This is a genomic window from Caulobacter sp. GW821-FHT11A05 (assembly GCF_058809015.1).
Genome location: NZ_JBXASF010000014.1, coordinates 34,529 through 52,325, shown reverse-complemented (window position 1 = coordinate 52,325; position 17,797 = coordinate 34,529). Strand labels below are relative to the sequence as shown.

13 protein-coding genes are annotated in these 17,797 nt (G+C 68.5%); 8 read left to right on the top strand and 5 right to left on the bottom strand.

Features of this window, described 5'->3' with window-relative positions; all coding sequences use genetic code 11:
- The first annotated feature begins 117 nt into the window (after positions 1-117).
- The 3 genes from AC1RSK_RS18475 to AC1RSK_RS18465 all read left to right on the top strand — a co-directional run bounded on the left by AC1RSK_RS18475 (position 118) and on the right by AC1RSK_RS18465 (position 7,304).
- Positions 118-2,658, top strand: a complete 2,541-nt coding sequence (locus tag AC1RSK_RS18475) for a hypothetical protein (RefSeq protein WP_492909077.1) — start codon at positions 118-120, stop codon at positions 2,656-2,658.
- A gap of 122 nt (positions 2,659-2,780) precedes the next feature.
- Positions 2,781-3,656 (top strand): ABC transporter ATP-binding protein, encoded by an 876-nt coding sequence (locus AC1RSK_RS18470; RefSeq protein ID WP_492909076.1) that lies wholly within the window; start codon positions 2,781-2,783, stop codon positions 3,654-3,656.
- Between the two features lie 15 nt (positions 3,657-3,671).
- Positions 3,672-7,304: an ABC transporter permease/M1 family aminopeptidase gene (locus tag AC1RSK_RS18465; RefSeq protein WP_492909075.1), complete on the top strand. Its 3,633-nt coding sequence runs from the start codon at positions 3,672-3,674 to the stop codon at positions 7,302-7,304.
- A 208-nt stretch (positions 7,305-7,512) separates the two neighbouring features.
- Here AC1RSK_RS18465 and AC1RSK_RS18460 read toward each other — a convergent pair whose 3' ends face one another.
- Positions 7,513-8,178, bottom strand: a complete 666-nt coding sequence (locus tag AC1RSK_RS18460) for a YggS family pyridoxal phosphate-dependent enzyme (protein WP_492909074.1) — start codon at positions 8,176-8,178, stop codon at positions 7,513-7,515.
- A gap of 32 nt (positions 8,179-8,210) precedes the next feature.
- Here AC1RSK_RS18460 and AC1RSK_RS18455 point away from each other — a divergent pair, with 32 nt between their 5' ends.
- Positions 8,211-8,786: a thiamine phosphate synthase gene (locus AC1RSK_RS18455; protein ID WP_492909073.1), complete on the top strand. Its 576-nt coding sequence runs from the start codon at positions 8,211-8,213 to the stop codon at positions 8,784-8,786.
- Between the two features lie 188 nt (positions 8,787-8,974).
- On the opposite strand, the gene AC1RSK_RS18450 is transcribed toward AC1RSK_RS18455, so the two are convergent.
- Together AC1RSK_RS18450 and AC1RSK_RS18445 are read right to left on the bottom strand one after the other, a co-directional pair.
- On the bottom strand, positions 8,975-9,700 hold the full coding sequence (locus AC1RSK_RS18450; protein WP_492909072.1) for a M48 family metallopeptidase: 726 nt from the start codon (positions 9,698-9,700) through the stop codon (positions 8,975-8,977).
- A gap of 74 nt (positions 9,701-9,774) precedes the next feature.
- Positions 9,775-11,037, bottom strand: a complete 1,263-nt coding sequence (locus AC1RSK_RS18445; RefSeq protein ID WP_492909071.1) for a polyhydroxyalkanoate depolymerase — start codon at positions 11,035-11,037, stop codon at positions 9,775-9,777.
- A 143-nt stretch (positions 11,038-11,180) separates the two neighbouring features.
- Between AC1RSK_RS18445 and AC1RSK_RS18440 the strand changes: the two genes are divergently transcribed.
- The 3 genes from AC1RSK_RS18440 to AC1RSK_RS18430 all read left to right on the top strand — a co-directional run bounded on the left by AC1RSK_RS18440 (position 11,181) and on the right by AC1RSK_RS18430 (position 15,098).
- Entirely contained in the window at positions 11,181-11,741 is a 561-nt protein-coding gene (locus tag AC1RSK_RS18440) for a sigma-70 family RNA polymerase sigma factor (RefSeq protein WP_492909070.1), read from the top strand.
- Between the two features lie 81 nt (positions 11,742-11,822).
- On the top strand, positions 11,823-12,485 hold the full coding sequence (locus AC1RSK_RS18435; RefSeq protein WP_492909069.1) for a cupin domain-containing protein: 663 nt from the start codon (positions 11,823-11,825) through the stop codon (positions 12,483-12,485).
- Between the two features lie 246 nt (positions 12,486-12,731).
- Positions 12,732-15,098, top strand: coding sequence for an FtsK/SpoIIIE family DNA translocase (locus tag AC1RSK_RS18430; RefSeq protein WP_492909068.1), 2,367 nt, complete (start codon positions 12,732-12,734; stop codon positions 15,096-15,098).
- 55 nt (positions 15,099-15,153) lie between these two features.
- On the opposite strand, the gene AC1RSK_RS18425 is transcribed toward AC1RSK_RS18430, so the two are convergent.
- Entirely contained in the window at positions 15,154-15,573 is a 420-nt protein-coding gene (locus AC1RSK_RS18425) for an HIT domain-containing protein (protein WP_492909067.1), read from the bottom strand.
- Complete coding sequence (locus AC1RSK_RS18420; RefSeq protein WP_492909066.1) at positions 15,566-16,615, bottom strand: MaoC family dehydratase; 1,050 nt, start codon at positions 16,613-16,615, stop codon at positions 15,566-15,568. The genes AC1RSK_RS18425 and AC1RSK_RS18420 overlap by 8 nt, the downstream gene beginning before the upstream one ends.
- A gap of 133 nt (positions 16,616-16,748) precedes the next feature.
- Here AC1RSK_RS18420 and mdh point away from each other — a divergent pair, with 133 nt between their 5' ends.
- Complete coding sequence (gene mdh, locus AC1RSK_RS18415; protein WP_492909065.1) at positions 16,749-17,711, top strand: malate dehydrogenase; 963 nt, start codon at positions 16,749-16,751, stop codon at positions 17,709-17,711.
- The last annotated feature ends 86 nt before the right edge of the window (positions 17,712-17,797 follow it).

Genomic DNA, 17,797 nt, shown 5'->3' with positions numbered 1-17,797 from the left:
AAAATTTCCACTGCCGGGGCGGCGGCTTCTCTGATTGGTTCCGCCTCGCCCTCGGGCGCGCGGCCAAGCCGGTGGGAGATCGCCACGATCCCCCAAGGCCCGCCGACGGAGTCCGCCATGCCCTTCGCCGCCGTCATCGAACTCAGCACTCTCGCCATCGCCGATGGTTTTCGGTTCAGCGGGGTGGCGGGCGACGAGGTCGGTCATTCGGTCGCCTCGGCGGGAGACGTCAACGGCGATGGCATCGACGATCTGATCATCGGAGCCCCGGGGGCTTTCACCGTCGGCCAGTACTCCGGCGCAAGCTACGTGGTGTTCGGGAACGCCGCAGGGTTTGATGCCAATCTGGATCCCTACAGCCTGGACGGAACCAATGGCTTCTGGATCTCCGGTACGGCTGGAGGCGACCGCAGCGGCTGGTCCGTGGCCTCGGCGGGGGACATCAACGGCGATGGCTTGGGCGACCTGATCATCGGGGCCATTTATGCCGACCCGAACGCCGCCAGCTCCGGCGCCAGCTATGTGGTATTCGGCAACGCCGCCGGGTTCGACTTCTGGGTTGACCTCGCCGGCATGACGGGAACCAACGGCTTCCGGATCAGTGGCGAGGCCGACCGCGACTTGAGTGGCAGGTCGGTGGCCGCGGCGGGCGACATCAACGGCGACGGCATCGACGACCTGATTATCGGGGCCGATCGCGCCGACCCGAATATGCCGTACGACGCCGGCGCCAGCTATGTGGTGTTCGGCAGGAATACCGCCGACGACGGCCCCTTCCTGGACAACCTCGACCTGAGCGACCTGGACGGCAGCAACGGCTTCAAGATTAACGGCGAGGCGCCCTTCGAGCGCAGCGGCTGGTCGGTGGCCTCGGCGGGGGACGTCAACGGCGATGGTTTGGGCGACCTGATCATCGGCGCGCCCCACGCCGATCCGAACGGCGACAGTTCCGGCGCCAGCTATGTGGTGTTCGGCAAGGATACGGCCACCTCGGGGAACTTCGAGGCCGAGCTGGCCTCAAGCGACCTGAACGGAAGCAACGGCTTCCGCATCAACGGCGGGGCGGCCTTCGAGAACAGCGGCTTCTCGGTGGCCTCGGCGGGGGACATCAACGGCGACGGGGTCGACGACCTGATCATCGGAGCCCTGTACGCGGGCCTGATCGGCAGCCGCGCCGGCGCCAGCTATGTGGTGTTCGGCAAGGACACGGCCGCCGAGGGGGCGTTCGAGGCCGACTTGGCCTTGGGCGATCTGGACGGAAGCAATGGCTTCCGGATCGGCGGCGCCGAGACCTACGACCGCAGCGGCTGGTCGGTGGCCTCAGCGGGGGACGTCAACGGCGATGGCTTGGGCGACCTGATCATCGGGGCCCCCGGCACCTTCTCGAAGGGCGAGCCCGGCGCCGCCTTTGTGATGTTCGGCAGCGCCTCGCCGTTTTTTGAAGCCGACCTTGACCTCTCCGACCTGGATGGAAGCAACGGCTTCCGGATCAACGGCGCGGCGGCCTGGGACTACACCGGCTACTCGGTGGCCGCGGCGGGGGATGTCAACGGCGATGGCTTGGACGACCTGATCGTCGGAGCGTCGCGCGCCGACCCGAACGGCCATTACTCCGGCGCCAGCTACGTCATCTACGGCCGGGCGGCGCCGGCTTCGGTGGTCGAGGTCGGGACGGCTGGCGCCAACGGCTACGATGGCGGGGCCGGGGCCGACCTGCTCAGCGGCCTGGACGGCAACGACGTGCTCAGCGGTCTGGCCGGCGACGACGTCCTGGACGGCGGGGCGATGGGCGATGTCCTGTTCGGCGGGGACGGGGCGGACGACCTGCTGGGCGGCGACGGGGGCGACGTGCTGAACGGCGACGACGGCAATGATCAGATCGATGGCGGCACGGGTCATGACAAGCTGAACGGTGGGCTTGGCGCGGACGCCCTGATCGGCGGCCTCGGCAATGACCGCTTCGACGGCGGCGCCGGCTTCGACAGGCTGACCGGCGGAGCGGGCAATGACTATCTGGACGGCGGCGCGGGCGGCGACCTCATGACCGGCGGGACCGAGAACGACATCTACATCGTCGACGCCGCCGGCGACCAGACGGTCGAGGCGGCCGCCGAAGGCTACGACATCGTCCGCACCGCGCTGGACGGCTGGGTGCTGGGTGTCAATCTCGAGGGGCTGGAGCTGCAGGGCTCGGGCGACTTGGGCGGAACCGGCAACGGCCTGGCCAACAACATCCAGGGCAACAGCGGAGCCAACAGCCTGGACGGCGGGGCAGGCAACGACACCCTGAACGGCAACGACGGCGATGACAGCATCGTCGGCGGCCTCGGCGGCGACCTCATGCGCGGCGGCATCGGGGCGGATGCCTTCGTCGTCGCCCACGCCTTCGCCGCCGGCCTGGAAGCCGACCAGATCTTCGACTTCTCCGCCGCCGAGAACGACTGGATCGACCTCTCGGCCATCGACGCCATCGCCGGCGGGGCCGACGACGCCTTCACCCTGGTCGGCGCCTTCGGCAAGCAGGCCGGCGAGATGACCCTGACCTTCGCCGGCGGGATCACCACCCTGAAGCTCGACCTGAACGGCGACGGCAAGGCCGACTACCAGCTGAAGATCAACGGCGACGTCACCGGCGATACCGCCAGCTGGGTGCTCTAAACCCTACGCGGTTACCGTTGTTTCACTTGCCCCTTCCGGCCTCCCCCGCCATGACTGCTGACGGGGGAGTAACCGGCCAGGTTCGGCCGGAACAGGATCGTTTCGAAGGGGTTCGAGCAGCCATGCTGATCGTCGAGAATCTGACTCACGTCTATCCGAACGGCGCCAAGGCGCTCGATGAGGTCAGCCTGACCGTGCCCAAGGGCATGTACGGCCTGCTGGGCCCCAACGGGGCCGGCAAGTCGACCCTGATGCGGACCATCGCCACCCTGCAGGCCCCGACCGAGGGTCACGTCCGTTTCGGCGACATCGACGTGCTGAAAGACCCCGAGGAGCTGCGCAAGGTGCTCGGCTACCTGCCGCAGGACTTCGGCGTCTATCCGCGGGTCTCGGCCTACGACATGCTCGACCACATGGCCGTGCTCAAGGGCGTCTCCAACGGCAAGGAGCGCCGCGAGACGGTCGAATACCTGCTCAACCAGACCAACCTCTGGGCCGTGCGCAAGCGGGCCCTGGCCGGCTTCTCCGGCGGCATGCGCCAGCGCTTCGGCATCGCCCAGGCCCTGATCGGCGACCCGGCCCTGATCATCGTCGACGAGCCCACCGCCGGCCTCGACCCCGAGGAGCGCAACCGCTTCCTCAACCTGCTGGCCGAGATCGGCGAGAACGTGGTGGTCATCCTCTCGACCCACATCGTCGAGGACGTCTCCGACCTCTGCCCGGCCATGGCCATCATCTGCGAGGGCCGCATCGTCAAGCAGGGCGCGCCGGCCGAGCTGGTCGCGGGCCTGAAGGGCCGGATCTGGAAAAAGACCCTCGACAAGGCCGAGCTCGAGGACGTCAAGAGCCGCTACCACGTCATCCACACCCGCCTGTTCACCGGCCGCACCGTCGTCCACGTCGAGGCCGACAGCGATCCGGGCGACGGCTTCACCCCCGTCGAGGGCGGCCTTGAGGACGTCTACTTCTCGACCCTGCGCACCTCTCGCGCCGCTTAAGAGGGCGCACAGGTCATGTTCGGCAAGATCGCCAGTTTCGAATTCCGCTACCAGCTCAAGAACCCGGTGTTCTGGGTGGCGGCGGTCATCTTCTTCCTGCTGACCTTCGGCGCCGTCGCCATCGACGCCATTACGATCAACGGCGGCGGGAGCATGCACAAGAACTCGCCGTTCATGATCGCCCAGCTCCATCTGATCTGGACGCTGTTCTTCATGTTCGTCTCCACCGCCTTTGTCTCCAACGTCATCGTGCGCGACGACGAGACCGGCTTCGGAGCCATCCTGCGGTCCACCCGGGTCAAGCGCTTCGACTACCTCTATGGCCGCTTCAGCGGCGCCTTCCTGGCCGCCGCCCTGGCCTTCCTCTCGGTGCCGCTGGGCATTGTCGTCGGCAGCGTCATGCCCTGGGTCGACAAGGAAACCATGGGTCCGCTGACCGCGGAGCCCTTCCTGTTCGGCTATTTCGCCCTGGCCCTGCCCAACATCCTGCTGACCTCGGCGATGTTCTTCGCCCTGGCCACCGTCACCCGCTCGATGATGTGGACCTACATCGGGGTCATCGGCTTCCTGGTAGTCTGGACCGTTGGCCGCATCCTGCTGCGCAAGCCGGAGTTCGAGCAGATCGCCGCCCTCTGGGAGCCGCTCGGCACCGGCGCCTTCGGTCTGGCGGTCAAGTACTGGACGACCACCGAGCGCAACAGCCTGACGCCCGCCTTCGAGGGCTTCATGCTCTGGAACCGGGTCTTCACCCTGTCGCTGGCCGCCTTTTTCCTGGCCCTGCCGCTGGTCCTGTTCCGCTTCACCCCCGGCCGGCTGTCGGGCAAGCGGGCCCGCCAGGCCAAGCTGGCCGCCGCCGCCGCCCCCTCCGCCGCCCCGCCGGCCGCCCTGCGCGCCCTGCCAAAACCGAGCTTCGGGGCCGCCTCCCTCTGGGCCCAGCTGCGCGTCCGCACGGCGCTGGACATGGGACAGGTGTTCGGCAGTCCGGCCTATCTGGTGCTGCTGGCGATCGGCCTGTTCAACGCCGTCGGCGGCCTGTGGGGCGTGACCGATGACGCCGAGTACGGCGGTTCCATCCATCCGCTGACCCGGGTGATGATCCCGGCCCTGACCGGCAGCTTCTCGCTGATCCCGATCATCATCGCCATCTACTACGCCGGCGAACTGGTCTGGCGCGAGCGCGAGAAGAAGACCCACGAGATCATAGACGCCGCGCCGGTGGCCAACTGGTCGTTCGTCCTGCCCAAGGTGGCGGCCATCTCCCTGGTCCTGTTGTCGACGCTGCTGATCAGCGTCGTCGCCGGGCTGGCGATCCAGGCCCTCAAGGGCTTCACCGACTTCGAGCTGGACAAGTGGCTGCTGTGGTACGTCCTGCCCCAGACCATCGACTGGATCCTGCTGGCGGTGCTGGCCGTCTTCCTGCAGGCGATCAGCCCCCACAAGTTCATCGGCTGGGGCCTGATGGTCCTCTACTTCATCACCACCATCACCTTCGGCTTCCTCGGCTTCGACCACGTCCTCTACAACTACGGCGCCGTGCCGGATAACGGCGGCTTCGGCACGCCGCTGTCGGACATCAACGGCCTGGGCAAGTTCTGGATCGGGGCCACGATCGCCCGGACCTACTGGTCGCTGTTCGCCCTGCTGCTGGTCGTGCTCAGCTGGGGCCTGTGGCGGCGCGGGACCGAGACCCGGCTGTGGCCGCGCATCGCCCGCCTGCCGCACCGGCTGATGAGCGCCACGGGCGTGGTGTTCGCCGTCGCCCTGCTCGGGGCCGGCGCTGTGGGCGGCTACATCTTCGTCAACACCGACGTCTGGAACGAGCATCGCACCACCATCGACGACGAGAAGTGGCTGGCCTCCTACGAGAAGACGCTGATTAACCAGCGTCACTTCGACAAGGTGCCGCAGCCGAAGATCCAGTCGATGAAGCTCGACGTCGACCTGCGGCCCCACCTGCCGATGCTGCGGGTCAACGGGACCTACGTCATCAAGAACATGACGACCGAGGACATCAAGGAAGTCCACGTCCGCTTCGACCGCGACCTCAAGGTCCAGGGCCTCAGCATCGAGGGCGCCTGGCCCAAGGAGACCCTGGCGAAGTTCAACTACCGCATCTTCGCGCTCGAAAAGCCCATGAAGCCCGGCGATGAGCTGACCATGAGCTTCATCACCGAACGCTCGCAGAAGGGCTTCAAGAACCGCGGCAACGAGACCCGCGTCGTCGACAACGGGACCTTCGTCAATTCGATGGAGTTCGCCCCGGCCCTGGGCATCTGGCCGGGCAACGGCCTGCAGGACCGCGCCAAGCGGCGCAAGTACGGCCTCAACCCCGACCAGCCGGCCGCCAAGCTGGGCGATGTCCCGTCACGGCAGTTCAACTACCTGCGCCACGACGCCGACTTCATGACCTCGGACATCACCATCACCACCGAGGCCGACCAGACGCCGATCGCGCCCGGCCGCCGCGTCTCCGACCGCCTGATCGACACCCCGACCGGCAAACGCCGCCAGGCGCACTTCGTGACCGAAGCGCCCGTGATGCCCTTCTTCTCGATCCAGTCGGCCCGCTATGCCGTCAAGAAGCAGATGTACAAGGGCATCGAGCTGGAGGTCTATTACTGGCCGGCCCACGCCTACAACGTCGACCGCATGTTCACGGCGATGAAGGCCTCGCTCGACTACGACCAGGCCAACTTCAGCCCCTACCAGTTCGACCACATGCGGTTCGTCGAGTTCCCGGGCTACGCCGACTTCGCCCAGGCCTTCGCCGGCACCATGCCCTGGTCGGAAAACCTGTTCTTCATCGCCGACTACAGCAAGCCCGAGAAGATCGACATGATCACCTATGTCGGGGCCCATGAGATCGGCCACCAGTGGTGGGCCCATCAGGTGGTCGGCGCCGACCAGGAGGGCATGACCATGACCTCCGAGACGCTTGCCCAGTACTCGGCCCTGCGGGTGATGCGGAAGCTCTATGGCGAGGACCAGATCCGCAAGTTCCTCAAGTACGAGCTCAACAACTACCTGCGGGCCCGCGGCGGCCAGGCGCTTGAGGAGAAGCCGCTGGTCCGCGTCGAGGGCAGCCAGGGCTATATCCACTACCGCAAGGGATCCCTGGTCATGTACCGGCTGGCCGAGGAGATCGGCGAGGACAATGTCAACGCCGCTCTGGCCCAGTTCCTGAAAGATCACGCCTTCAAGGGCGCGCCCTACCCGATCTCGACCGATCTGGTCGCTCTGTTCCGCGCCCGCGCGCCGGCCGACAAGCAGGCGCTGATCACCGACCTGTTCGAGAAGATCACCCTCTATGATGTGAAGGTCACCGACGCCAAGGTCGCCCCCCGCCCCGGCGGCAGGTACGAGGTGACCCTGACGGTGTCGGCCAAGAAGCTCTACGCCGACGGCAAGGGCAAGGAGACCGAGGCCCCGATGAACGAGATGCTCGACATCGGCCTGTTCACCGAGCAGCCGGGCAAGAAGGGTTTCGGCAAGGACGACATCCTGGTCCTGGAACGGAAAGCCATCCACAGCGGCAAGCAGACCCTGACCTACACGGTGTCCAGGAAGCCGGTCTGGGTGGGGGCCGATCCCTACAACATCCTCATCGACCGCAACTCCGACGACAACCTGTTCAAGATCGGCAGCTAGGCACGAAACGGCAGCGTTCCTCCCTCCCCTTTATGGGGAGGGACAGGCGGCGAAGCCGCCAGGGTGGGGAGGTCGGATGCCGCCCACCCAAAGCCTGTCGTCTTGGGATCCCAAGACCACCGACCGTCCGCGCCTGAACCTGAGTTCCCCACCCTGCGAGGCTTCGCCTCGCTGTCCCTCCCCATAAAGGGGAGGGAGGACCAGCGCCTCACCGCCCCCCGAACAGCGCCGTCCCCACCCGCACGCTGGTCGCGCCGAACCGTACCGCGGTTTCAAAATCGCCGCTCATCCCCATCGACAGCTTCGCTACCCCGTTCCGCGCGGCGATCTTCGCCAGCAGCGCGAAATGCAGCCCCGCCGGCTCGTTCTCCGGCGGAATGCACATCAGCCCCTCCACGACGAGCCCATACCGCGCCCGGCACGCCGCGATGAAGCCGTCCGCCTCCCCCGGCGCCACCCCGGCCTTCTGAGGCTCCTCCCCGGTATTGACCTGCACATACAGCCGCGGCGTCCGCCCGCTCTTGGCCATCGCCTCGGCCAACACCCCGGCGATCTTCTCCCGGTCCACCGTCTCGATGACGTCGAACAGCGCCACCGCCTCGGCCGCCTTGTTGCTCTGCAGCGGCCCGATCAGCCGCAGCTCGACCCCGTCCCGCAAGGGTCCCGCCCAGCGCCCGGCCGCCTCCTGCACCCGGTTCTCGCCGAACACCCGCTGCCCGGCGTCCAGCATGGCGGCGATCTTCTCTTGCGGCTGCAGCTTGGAGACGGCCACAAGGGTGACGTCGGGCGCCGCCCGTCCCGCTCCCTTCGCCGCCCCGGCGATACGGCGCAGAATCTCGGCGCGGCGCTCAGCGATGGAGGGTTCGGTTGGCACAGGGCGGGCTCGCGGCGATGGTTGAGGCAGCGATGCGCCTACGCCCGGCGCGCGCGCCTGCCAAGCCCCTGCCCCGCCTGCTGTTCCTGACCGACCCACAGCGAACCCCCGACCCCGAAGCCGTCCTCGCCACCCTGCCGCCCGAGGTCGGCGTCATCTACCGCCCGTTCGGCGCCCCGGACGCCGTCGAGACCGGCCGCCGCCTCGCCGCCATCGCCCGGATACGCGGCCTGACCCTGCTGGCCGGGGCCGACCCCGAGCTCGCCCTGGCCATCGGCGCGGATGGCCTGCACCTGCCCGAGCGCCTTGCCCACCAGCTGCCGGCCCTGCGTGCGAACTACCCCGGCTGGATCCTCACCGCCGCCGCCCACAGCCTGGCCGCCGCCCGGGCCGCCGCGACGGCCGACGCCCTGCTGGTCTCGCCGGTCTTCCCTTCGAACAGCCCCTCCGCCGGCTCTCCGCTCGGTCTCGACGCCTTCGCCGCCCTGGTCGCCGCCGCCCCGGCCCCGGTCTATGCGCTCGGCGGCGTGACGGCGCGGACCGCGCCCAGGCTTCAATTCAGCGGCGCGGCGGGCCTGGCCGGTATCGAAGCCTTTTTGCCTGGGTAAAATTATTCCGACCGCCGAAGAGGCCGCGTCGCCATGCCGGACCGCTGGGGTTTCGGGGTGGTCTTGAGGGGGTCAGACGCCGGTCGGCAGCCTGTGGAATCAGCCTGTCGGGCCGTCGCCCCGGTGGACACCAGTCGGTTGATTTTATTGAAGAAACTTCGACACAACCGTGCTACAATGATCGAAATTCAGCGCCCGAAGGCGTGCAGTCCCGCGCCGTGCGCCCGCAGCCAGCCCCGGTGCGGCGCCGGATCGCCAAACAGCTGGTCGACCAGGGCCCAGAACCGCGGCCCGTGGTTGGCCTCGATCAGGTGGGCGCACTCATGGGCGGCGACGTAGTCGGCCACCGCGAACGGAGCCAGGGCCAGGCGCCAGCTGTAGCGGATCGAGGCCGGCCGGGCGATCCGGGCCGGGGTGCAGCTGCCCCAGCGGGCCTTGGCGTCGACGACGCTGACGCTGGGGGTCGGGACCTTCAGCTGGGCGGCGTAAGCGGCGGTCATCTCGGTGAACCGGCGCTTGGCCTCGGTCTTGATCAGCCGCATGACCCGGTCGCCGAAGGCCGCGTCGTCCGGCGCGGCGATGACGCCGGCCTCCAGGTCGATCTTCGCCCGGCCGGTCTTGGTCTCCAGCCGGAAGGGCCGGCCGAACAGCTCGACGGTCATGCCGGGCGCCACGACCCGGGCCTCGGGCAGGTCGGCCAGCTGGGCCTCGATCCAGCCGACCCGCTCGCGGGCGAAGGCGACAGCCTCGGAGAGGCGCTTGGCCGACGGCGCGGTGGCGATCACCTCGCGGCGGGTGCGGTCGACGCGCAGGGAGATGCGACGGGCCCGGAGATTGACGCTCAGCCGCAGCACATGGCCGGCCGCCTCGAGGCGGTCGCCGTGGCTGTAGGCCGGGGGTTTGAACAGACTCATCGTCCTTCCGACTACCGCGTAAATCGGGGCGGGAAAACGATCATTTCATTGCGGCGCTGAAACGCGGGAGGACTTCAGGCCTTGCTGCTGAAATCGGGATCGACCCGGCGGATGAACTCGGCCACCCGGGGGGCGATCTCCTCCTTGAACTTGCGGCCGTTGAACACCCCGTAGTGGCCGACGCCCTTCTGGACGTAGAGCTCCTTCATATCCTCGGGGATGTTCGGCGTCAGCCCGTGCGCCGCCTGGGTCTGGCCGACGCCGGAGATGTCGTCCAGCTCGCCCTCGACGGTCATCAGGGCGATGTCGGTGACGGCGGTCAGGTCGACCTTGCGGCCGCGATGGATCAGCTCGCCCTTGGGCAGCAGGTACTTCTGGAAGACGATCTCGACCGTCTGCAGGTAGAATTCCTCGGTCAGGTCGAGCACCGACAGGTACTCGTCGTAGAACACCCGGTGCTTCTCGGCGCTGTCGCCGTCGCCGTCGACCAGGTGGTCGAAGTAGCGCTGGTGCGCCTCCTGGTGCTTGTCGAGGTTCATCGACATGAAGGAGGCCAGCTGCACGAAGCCCGGATAGACCCGCCGCAGGGCGCCGGGATGGGGCGGCGGCACGGTGTAGATCATGTTCGACTGGAACCAGGCGAAGGGCCGCTGCTCGGCCAGCTGGTTGGTCACGGTGGGCGAGAGGCGCGCGTCGATGGGCGAGCCCATGAAGGTCATGCTGCGCGGCCGGTTGGGATCCTTGTCGGCCGCCATCAGGGCGCAGGCGGCCAGCACCGGCGGTCCCGGCTGGCAGACGGCGATGACGTGGGCCCGCGCCCCCATCACCCCCAGCATCTCGCGGACGTGGTCGATGTAGTCGTGGAAGTCGAAGCGGCCCTCCATCATCGGCACGTCGCGGGCGTTGACCCAGTCGGTGACGAAGACGGCGTGGTGCGGAATCAGCGCCTCGACCGTGCCGCGCAGCAGGGTGGCGTAGTGGCCCGACAGCGGCGCGACCAGCAGGACGGCGGGGTCCAGCTGCATCTTGCCGGCCCGGCGCATGTCGCCCATGTCGCGGTCGAACTGGATCAGCCGGCACCAGGGGCTTTCCCAGACGACGGTCTCGCGCACCTTGACCGTGACGCCGTTGACCTCGGTGGACTTGATGCCCCAGTCGGGCTTGCCATAGCGGCGGGTGACGTTGGCGTAGAGGTCGGAGGCGGCGTAGAGGCTGCGCCCCATCACCGAATCCTTGGCCGGGTTCAGCGGCGAGGACCAGAAGTCCCGGGCCGCCCGCGCCGCAAAGCGCATGGGCGTCGAGGCGTAGTAGGTGGCTTCCTGCAGGGTGTAGAGCATGTGTCCGACCTTTATTGCAGCGCAGCATAACACCCGTTCACTTAACGAAGTCCAGCACCAAAAAGGTCGCGGCGGTTGCTCATCTGGCCGACCGATGGTCTATGTTCGTCGGCAGGAATGGAGGCCATAGGGCGGTGCGGGGCGTGCGGGACAAGGCGGAGAGCGATCCCTACGCGGCCCTGGTCCTGGCCATCGCCGAGCGCGGCGACCGGGCCGCCTTCCGCCAGCTGTTCGACCACTACGCCCCGCGGGTGAAGGGCTATCTGGCCCGGCTGGGCCTCGACGGCGCCCGCGCCGAGGAGCTGGCGCAGGAGGTCTTGGTCACCGTCTGGCGCAAGGCCGGCAGCTTCGACGCCAAGCGGGCCTCGGTCTCCACCTGGATCTTCCGTATCGCCCGCAACCGGCGCATCGACATCTACCGTAGGGATCGCACTGCCGATCTCGATCCGGACGAGCCGTCGCTGCAGCCGCCGGAGCTGGCCGGGCCGCACGAGGAGCTGCACGCCGGACAGCAACAGCGCCGTATCGCCGCCGCCCTGATGAATCTTCCCGAAGAACAGCGAGACCTGGTCCGCCGCGCCTTCTACGACGACCTCAGTCACAGCGAGATCGCCGAGGCGACCGGACTGGCGCTGGGCACGGTGAAATCCAGGCTGCGACTGGCATTCGGCAAGCTGCGCGCCGTTCTGGAGGAGCCGGCATGAAGTGTCGCAGTCTTCGTCGCCTTGACGACCTCTCGAAGCGGTCCATATCGCCTATCCATGACAGCAAAGGCTGCTTTTGACGTGACCGCCGACGCCCACATCGAGGTCTTCGCCGACCGCTTGCGGCAGGCGCCCGACGCGGGGCTGAAGCTGCTCGCCTCGGCGGCGGCGGCGGTGCGCGACGACCGTCCAGCCCCCAACGAGGACCTGGCCGGCGCCTTCCTCGACGAGGAAGCTCCCGTCGCGCTCGCAATCAGCAGCGCCGACGCCGCCCTGGCCCGCATCGACGCGCTCGGCGACCTCGACGCCCGGGCCCCCGCCGCCGCGACCGGCGCCGCCAAGGGCCTGAACGAACTGATGGGCCTGCCCGACCCGGTGCGCGAGGCCGCCTTCGGGGCGATCATGGGCGGCAAGCACTTCGGTTTCGCCGGCTTCGGCATCAAACGCCTGTCGATCCCCATGGACGGCCCGGGCCAGGTCGACCTCCTGCGCATCGAGCCCGGGGCCGGCGTCGCCAACCACGACCACGAGGGCGAGGAATTCACCCTGGTGCTGACCGGCGCCTTCAACGACGGCCACGACACCTTCTACCCGGGCGACATCAACGTCGGCATCCCGGGCTTCAAGCACGAGCCCAAGGCCCTGCCCGGCGAGGTCTGCTTCGCCCTGGCCGTCTCCTACGGCTCGGCGAAGTTCGACGGCTCCATCGGCCTGCTGCAAAAGCTGACGGGGTTTGGGCGGTAGCTGGGGACTGGTTCCCCGCGTCCCCGCGGCTTCAGAACGACAATCACTAGGTCCCGGGGTACCTGTCCCCGATCGGCGCAGGTCGGGGACAGGTACGCCGCCCCAACCGCTCGTCCCAATCCCTTACTTTTCTGCGCGGCGAACCAGTCCCCACACATTCGTCGCACCCAAGGTGCGTGCAAGGTAAATCGCCTCTTAACCCTCCGCGCGCACAACGGGCTCTCAATAGGTTCGAAGGGCTTTGGTATGGCGAAGGCGGCGCGGCGGTCTGGCGCGGAACTGCTGGTGGAAGCGGCGGTCATCGCCTGGGGCCTGCCTGGGACGGCGCGCTTCCGGGGCGGGGTGACGGCGGCGGCCGGCGCGGCCCTGGCCGTGGCCCTGGCCACCTACAATCCGGCCGACCCCAGCTTCAACGCCGCCACCGATGGCGCGGCGACCAATGCGCTCGGCGGGGCCGGGGCGCTGATCGCCGACCTGTTCATGCAGTCGCTGGGCCTGGGCGCCTGGCTGACCGCCATCCTGATGACCGCCTTCGGCATGACCCGGGTGCTCGACGCCGAGCCCGATCGCGGTCGCCGGTCACTGCGCATCAAGGCCGCCGTCGGAACCCTGGGCGTGCTGCTGCTGTCGGCCGCCGTCGCCGCCCCGCCGCCGCCGGCCGCCTGGCCTCTTGCGCTGGGCCTGGGCGGGCTGTGGGGCCAGGGACTGTTCAACCTGGTGCGAGACCTGTTCGGCTTCGTCCATCTGCCCGGCGCCGCCCTGTTCGCCGGCCTGCTGCTGGCGGCCGGCGGCATCACCGCCACCGTCTGGTCCCTGGGCCTCCAGAAGCTGGCCGCCGGCATCGATCCGGAAAGCCTGGCCAAATTCATGCACCGCGAGCCGCCAAAAGAAGGCAGGGGGGCGCCCCCCGCCCCGGCCCCGGTCCGCAAGCCCGCCAAGACCCGCCAGCCGATCTCCCGCGCCGCCCTGCCGCCGATCGAGGACGCCGAAGACATCCCCATCGCCGCGCCCGTCGCCGCCGAGCCGGTGCTCAACATCCGTCAGCCCAAGGCCCCGGCCCGCACCGCCCGCGAGACCCGCGAACGCCAGCCGGCCTTCGACTTCGACGAGGGCAAGACCGGCGGCTTCCAGCTGCCCGAACTCTCCATGCTGGCCCAGCCCAAGCCCCGCGCCAGCGTCTATGACGAGGCAAGCCTGCGCCAGAACGCCCGCCTGCTGGAAAGCGTGCTGTCGGAATTCGGCGTCCGCGGGGCCATCGACCAGATCCGCCCCGGGCCCGTCGTCACCCTCTACGAGCTGACCCCCGCCCCGGGCGTCAAGCACGCCCGCGTCGTCGCCCTTTCCGACGACATCGCCCGCTCGATGAGCGTCGCCGCCTGCCGCGTCGCCGTCGTCCAGGGCCGCAACGCCATCGGCATCGAGCTGCCCAACGCCAAGCGCGAGACCGTCTACCTGCGCGACCTGCTGTCCTGCCCCGACTACGAAAAGCCCGGCACCATCCTGCCGATGGCGCTGGGTGAGGGCATCGGCGGCGAGCCCTACATCGCCGACCTGGCCAAGATGCCCCACCTGCTGATCGCCGGCACCACCGGCTCCGGCAAATCGGTCGGGGTCAACGCCATGATCCTGTCGATCCTCTATCGGCTGCCGCCGGATCTCTGCCGCTTCATCATGATCGACCCCAAGATGCTGGAACTCAGCGTCTACGACGGCATCCCGCACCTGCTGGCCCCCGTCGTCACCGATCCCAAGAAGGCCATCGTCGCCCTGAAGTGGACCGTCCGCGAGATGGAGGACCGCTATCGCCGCATGTCCAAGATCGGCGTGCGCAACATCGGCGGCTACAACGAGCGGGCCAAGGAAGCGCTGGAAAAGGGCGAGCATTTCGAGCGCACCGTCCAGACCGGCTTCGACGACGCCGGCCGCGCCATCTACGAAAGCGAGAAGATCCGCCCCGAGCACATGCCCTATCTGGTCGTCGTCATCGACGAGGTCGCCGACCTGATGATGGTGGCCGGCAAGGATATCGAAGGCGCCGTCCAGCGGCTGGCCCAGATGGCCCGCGCCGCCGGCATCCACCTGATCATGGCCACCCAGCGCCCGTCGGTGGACGTCATCACCGGCACCATCAAGGCCAACTTCCCGACCCGCATCAGCTTCCAGGTCACGTCCAAGATCGACGCCCGCACCATCCTGGGCGAGCAGGGCGCCGAGCAGCTGCTGGGCATGGGCGACATGCTCTACATGGCCGGCGGCGGCCGCACGACGCGCCTGCACGGACCGTTCGTGTCGGACGGCGAGGTCGAGGCCGTGGCCCGCTTCCTGCGCGACCAGGGCCAGCCCAACTACCTCGAGGAGGTCACCGCCGGCGGCGAGGACGACGAGGACGGCGAGGGCGCGGTGGCCGCCGACGGCTCGGGCGGCGACCTCTACGACCACGCCGTGGCCGTGGTCACCCGCGACCGCAAGGCCTCGACCAGCTACATCCAGCGCCGGCTGCAGATCGGCTACAACCGCGCCGCCTCGCTGATGGAGCGGATGGAGCGCGAAGGCATCGTCGGCGCCGCCAACCACGCCGGCAAGCGCGAAATCCTCGTCGGGGCGCCACCGTAGGATTCCTCTTCAACCCGCTCATCCCGACGAAAATCGGGATGAGCGGACATGAGGGTCAGAGTCCCAGGGCCTTGCGGGCCACCAGGACAGCGTCGGCGGCGTCCCCATAGGCCTCGCCCGCGCTGTGCCCCCACACCGGCCCCGGCCAGGCCGGGTCATCCGCCCGACGGCCGACCACATGCACGTGCAGCTGCGCCGTGACATTGCCCAGCGCCCCGATGTTCAGCTTGTCCACGGCAAGGCCCAGCAGGCCCCCGAGCACCCGCACCGCCTGCCCGGCCAGAACCGTCTCTTCCATCAACCGCGCCCGGTCCTCGACCGACAGCTGCTCGATCTCCGTCAGCCCCGGCAGGCGCGGGATCAGCACCAGCCAGGGGTAGCGGGCGTCGTCCTGCAGGCGGACGTGGCAGAGGGTGAGGTCGCCGACCGCGTGGCTGGTGGCGACGAAGGCCGGATCGATGGCGAACTCAGCCACGGGCCGGGACCGCCGCCCAGTAGTCGAAGTCGAGGATGACCTCGGCCGGATAGGCGCCGGCCTCGTCCTTGTCCGGCAGGTCGGCGCAGGGACGGTCCCTGGTGGCGACGAGGCGCAGGCGCAAGGCGCCGATCCCCGGCTCCAGCAGGGCCTTGTCGAGCACCTCGCTCCAGGCGAACACCGTGCCGCCGGCGAAGTAGGGGTTCACATGGCGGCCGCCGTTGATCCCGAGGATCAGGCCGGCGTTCTGCAGGCCGTTGAAGCTGAGCGCCTTGGCGGTGGAGATGACCACGCCGCCGTAGACCAGGCGGCGGCCCGACGGGTCCTTGGCGCGCTCATACTGGTTGAAGTGGACCTTGGCGGTGTTCTGGTAGAGCCGCGTGGCCAACTGGTGCTCGGCCTCCTCGATGGCCATGCCGTCGACATGGTCGATCTTCTCGCCGATCGCATAGTCCTCGAAGGCGTGCGGGGCGCCGGCCAGGGCGAAGTCGTATTTGCTGAAATCGAGCGTCTTGGGGATGACCAGGTCGGCGGCGGGGACGGCGGCCTTGAGGTCCGGGACCTTCTGTTCGGGGATCTCCGCCGATTCATCGCGTTTGCGAACCATCACCCAGCGCACATAACTGAGCTCCGGCTCGCCGTGCTGGTTCTCGCCGACCGTGCGGACGTAGACGACGCCGGTCTTGCGGTTGGAGTTCTCCTTCAGCCCGATGACCTCGCTGGTCGCGGTCAGGGTGTCGCCTGGGAAGACGGGCTGCAGGAACAGGCCCTCGGCGTAGCCGAGGTTGGCGACGGCGTTGAGGCTGATGTCGGGCACCGTCTTGCCGAAGACGATGTGGAAGGCGATCAGCGGATCGACCGGGGCGCCGGCGAGGCCGCAGGAACGGGCGAACTCGTCGGAGCTGAACAGGGCGAAGCGCGGGCCGTAGAGGGCCGTGTAGAGGGCGACATCGCCGGCCGTCACCGTGCGCGGGGTGGCGTGGCGGATGAGCTGGCCGAGGCGGAAGTCCTCGAAATAGTTGCCGGGATCGGTCTTCGACATGGATCAAGGCTCTCCGCGTTCGGTGCAGCGTCTAATGCCGCGCCCTTCGCATCTGCGAAAGGGGGCTTGAGGGGAGGCGAACGCGGGTCTAGACCGCGCGCGACCTTTTTTAACATCAGAGAGACCTGCTCCCATGGCTCGAGCCAAGATCGCCCTCATCGGCGCCGGCATGATCGGCGGCACCCTGGCCCACATCGCCGCGCGCGAAGAGCTGGGCGATGTCATCCTGTTCGACATCGCCGAGGGCACGCCGCAGGGCAAGGCTCTGGACATCGCCGAGGCCAGCTCGGTGTTCGGCAAGGACGTGTCGCTGAAGGGCGCCAACGACTACGCCGACATCGCCGGGGCCGACGTCTGCATCGTCACCGCCGGGGTGCCGCGCAAGCCGGGCATGAGCCGCGATGACCTGCTGGGCATCAACCTGAAGGTCATGAAGGCCGTCGGCGAGGGCATCAAGGCCCATTGCCCGAACGCCTTCGTCATCTGCATCACCAACCCGCTGGACGCCATGGTCTGGGCCCTGCGCGAGTTCTCGGGCCTGCCGCACGCGAAGGTGGTCGGCATGGCCGGGGTGCTGGACAGCGCCCGCTTCGCCTACTTCCTGGCCGAGAAGACCGGGGTGTCGGTCGAGGACATCCATGCCTGGACGCTCGGCGGCCACGGCGACGACATGGTGCCGATGGTGCGCCACTCGACGGTCGGCGGCCTGCCGCTGCCCGAGCTGGTCGCCCAGGGCTGGATGACCCAGGAAGAGCTCGACGGCATCGTCAAGCGCACGCGCGGCGGCGGCGGCGAGATCGTCGCCCTCCTGAAGACCGGCAGCGCCTATTACGCCCCGGCCGAGAGCGCCATCGCCATGGCCACCAGCTTCCTGAAGGACAAGAAGCGCGTCCTGCCCTGCGCCGCCTATCTGTCGGGCCAGTATAGCCTCAAGGACCTCTACGTCGGGGTGCCGGTGGTGATCGGGGCCGGCGGCGCCGAGAAGATCATCGAATTCTCCACCAACGACGAGGAGAAGGCGATGTTCACCAAGTCGGTCGAGTCCGTGCAGGGCCTGATCGAGGCCTGCAAGGTGATCGAGCCGTCGCTGGCGTAAAACTGGGCGCGGTGTTCCTCCCCCTCTCGGGGGAGGGGACCATCGCGCAGCGATGGTGGAGGGGGTCCCCACCGGCCGTTGGGCTG

Bases quoted from the DNA above. Each gene is read 5' to 3' on its own strand.
- AC1RSK_RS18475 (WP_492909077.1), top strand. From the start codon at position 118: ATGCCCTTCGCCGCCGTCATCGAACTCAGCACTCTCGCCATCGCCGAT.
- AC1RSK_RS18470 (WP_492909076.1), top strand. From the start codon at position 2,781: ATGCTGATCGTCGAGAATCTGACTCACGTCTATCCGAACGGCGCCAAG.
- AC1RSK_RS18465 (WP_492909075.1), top strand. From the start codon at position 3,672: ATGTTCGGCAAGATCGCCAGTTTCGAATTCCGCTACCAGCTCAAGAAC.
- AC1RSK_RS18455 (WP_492909073.1), top strand. From the start codon at position 8,211: ATGCGCCTACGCCCGGCGCGCGCGCCTGCCAAGCCCCTGCCCCGCCTG.
- AC1RSK_RS18450 (WP_492909072.1), bottom strand. From the start codon at position 9,700: ATGAGTCTGTTCAAACCCCCGGCCTACAGCCACGGCGACCGCCTCGAG.
- AC1RSK_RS18445 (WP_492909071.1), bottom strand. From the start codon at position 11,037: ATGCTCTACACCCTGCAGGAAGCCACCTACTACGCCTCGACGCCCATG.
- AC1RSK_RS18430 (WP_492909068.1), top strand. From the start codon at position 12,732: ATGGCGAAGGCGGCGCGGCGGTCTGGCGCGGAACTGCTGGTGGAAGCG.
- AC1RSK_RS18420 (WP_492909066.1), bottom strand. From the start codon at position 16,615: ATGTCGAAGACCGATCCCGGCAACTATTTCGAGGACTTCCGCCTCGGC.
- mdh (WP_492909065.1), top strand. From the start codon at position 16,749: ATGGCTCGAGCCAAGATCGCCCTCATCGGCGCCGGCATGATCGGCGGC.